Source organism: Ideonella azotifigens (assembly GCF_006519715.1).
In the GTDB taxonomy this organism is placed as follows: domain Bacteria; phylum Pseudomonadota; class Gammaproteobacteria; order Burkholderiales; family Burkholderiaceae_C; genus Ideonella; species Ideonella azotifigens.
The window spans coordinates 1-1975 of the sequence record NZ_VIDT01000866.1 but is presented as its reverse complement, the minus strand read 5'-3'; the positions used below and the strand labels follow the sequence as shown (position 1 = coordinate 1975).

The following is a 1975-nucleotide window of genomic DNA, read 5'->3' as shown; positions in this document are numbered from 1 at the left end:
TAGTCCAGTACACGCTGGCCCAGCCGAGCCTGCGCCAGTTCCACCATCAGCGCGAAGACCGGCGGCTGCGAGCGGCTCAGGTAGTAGCTGCGGGTGCCGTTGGGCACGTGGCCGTAGGTGTCGATCAGGTAGGCGAAGTTGTCCACCATGTCGCCCAGCAGCGCGGCCTCGGCCGGGCTGTCCAGCCCCAGCATCGTGAAATACGAGTCCCAGTAGTACAGCTCCCGGAAGCGGCCGCCGGGCACGAGGTAGGGCCGTGGCAGTTGCAGCAGCGAGGAGCGCGAAGCGTGGCCGGACGGATGGCGCGTCAGCACCGGCCACAAGGCTTCGATGTGGGCCGCCATGGCCCGGCCGGGCTGCGATTGGTACTCATGCGCAGGCGGCTCGACGCAGTCGAAATGTTCGGCCACAAAAGCCTTCAGGTCGAAGCCGGCACGCAGGTGCTGCGCGCGATAGGCGGCCATGATGGCCTGCGGCTCCATCAGAGGCACGCAGTCGACGAAGGTCTTGCTGTCGGCAAACACCGCGCTGCTCTGCACCGCGACGAACAGCTCCTGGTAACGGTCCGCCGGCGACAGCGTGTCCGGGAGCGGTGAGGGGACCGGCGGGCGGGCCACCGCAGGCAGGGCAAGGTCAGGCACGATGGCAGGCGGCATCCAGCGAGCATGCCACGGAAGCCATGGGCCCGCTTGTCAGCCAGCCACCCGTTTGGCCAGCAGCGCGCGGGCCACGCGCGAGCCGTTCGGCTGGCCCAGTCTGGCGCGGATGAAGGCGCCCGCGTCGATCAGCGCGTCCAGGTCGATGCCCGTCGCGATGCCCAGGCCGTGCAGCAGGTAGACCACGTCCTCGGTCGCGACATTGCCGGTCGCGCCCTTGGCATAAGGGCAGCCGCCCAGGCCGGAGACGCTGGCATCGAAAGTCGTGATGCCGAGTTCCAGGCTGGCGTAGACATTGGCCAGCGCCATGCCGTAGGTGTCGTGGAAATGCCCGCTCACCTCCGCCAGCGGGAAGTGCCGCAGCGCGGCTTCCAGCGCCGCCTGCACCTTGCGCGGCGTGCCCACGCCAATCGTGTCGGCCACGCCCACATGCTGCACGCCAATGCCGGCCATCAGCCGCGCGACCAGCTCCACCCGCTCCGGCGCGACATCACCTTCATACGGGCAGCCGACTGCACAGGAGATTGCCCCGCGCACCTTTACGCCTGCAGCACGTGCCGCGGCAACGACCGGCGCAAAGCGTTCGATCGACTCGGCGATGCTGCAGTTGATGTTGCGCTGGCTGAAAGCCTCGCTGGCCGCACCGAAGACGACGATCTCGTCGGGCCGGGTGGGCGCTGCGGCCTCCCATCCCTTGAGGTTGGGCGTGAGCACCGAATAGCGCACGCCGGATCTCCGCTCCAGCGCGGCCATCACCGCCGCGCCGTCCGCCATTTGAGGCACCCATTTCGGGCTGACGAAGCTGGTGGCTTCGATCTCCTTCAGGCCAGCCGCCTGCAGCCTGTGCACCAGCTCGACCTTGGTGGCGGTATCGACCGGCTGCGCTTCGTTCTGCAGGCCGTCGCGCGGGCCGACCTCGACCAGCGTGACATGAGAGGGGAGCTTGGCGGCGCTCATCTCAGGCCTCCGCCAGCGTCAGCAGCTCGGCACCTTCGCCGACCTGGTCGCCCACCGCGAACATCAGCTCGCCGACGACGCCGTCGCGCGGCGCGTTCAGCGTGTGTTCCATCTTCATTGCCTCCATCACCGCCAGCGGCTGGCCGGCGGCCACGCTGTCACCGGCCTTCACCAGGAATGAGATCACCTTGCCCGGCATCGGCGCGCTGAGCCGGCCGCCGTGGCCGCCGGCTTCCTGGCCGGCATGGGCAACGGGGTCGAACTCCTGCAGTTCCAGCGAGGCGTGTTCGCCAAACAGCGCACGCTGCTCACCGCGGGCGTAGACGCTCAGCACATGGCGCTGGCCGTCGACCCGCACTTCG

The 1975-nt window shown here is 68.9% G+C and carries 3 protein-coding genes; all 3 read right to left on the bottom strand.

Features of this window, described 5'->3' with window-relative positions:
* A partial coding sequence (locus FKP22_RS28615; protein WP_259372470.1) for a trehalase family glycosidase occupies positions 1–641 on the bottom strand: 641 nt, incomplete at its 3' end.
* Positions 642–692: 51 nt separating this feature from the next.
* Positions 693–1613 carry a hydroxymethylglutaryl-CoA lyase gene (locus FKP22_RS28610; RefSeq protein WP_141291513.1) on the bottom strand — a complete coding sequence of 307 codons (921 nt, stop codon included), beginning with the start codon at positions 1611–1613 and terminating at the stop codon, positions 693–695.
* A 1-nt stretch (position 1614) separates the two neighbouring features.
* Positions 1615–1975, bottom strand: a 361-nt coding sequence (locus FKP22_RS28605) for an acyl-CoA carboxylase biotin carboxyl carrier protein subunit (protein ID WP_141291511.1), incomplete at its 5' end; no start/stop codon positions are given.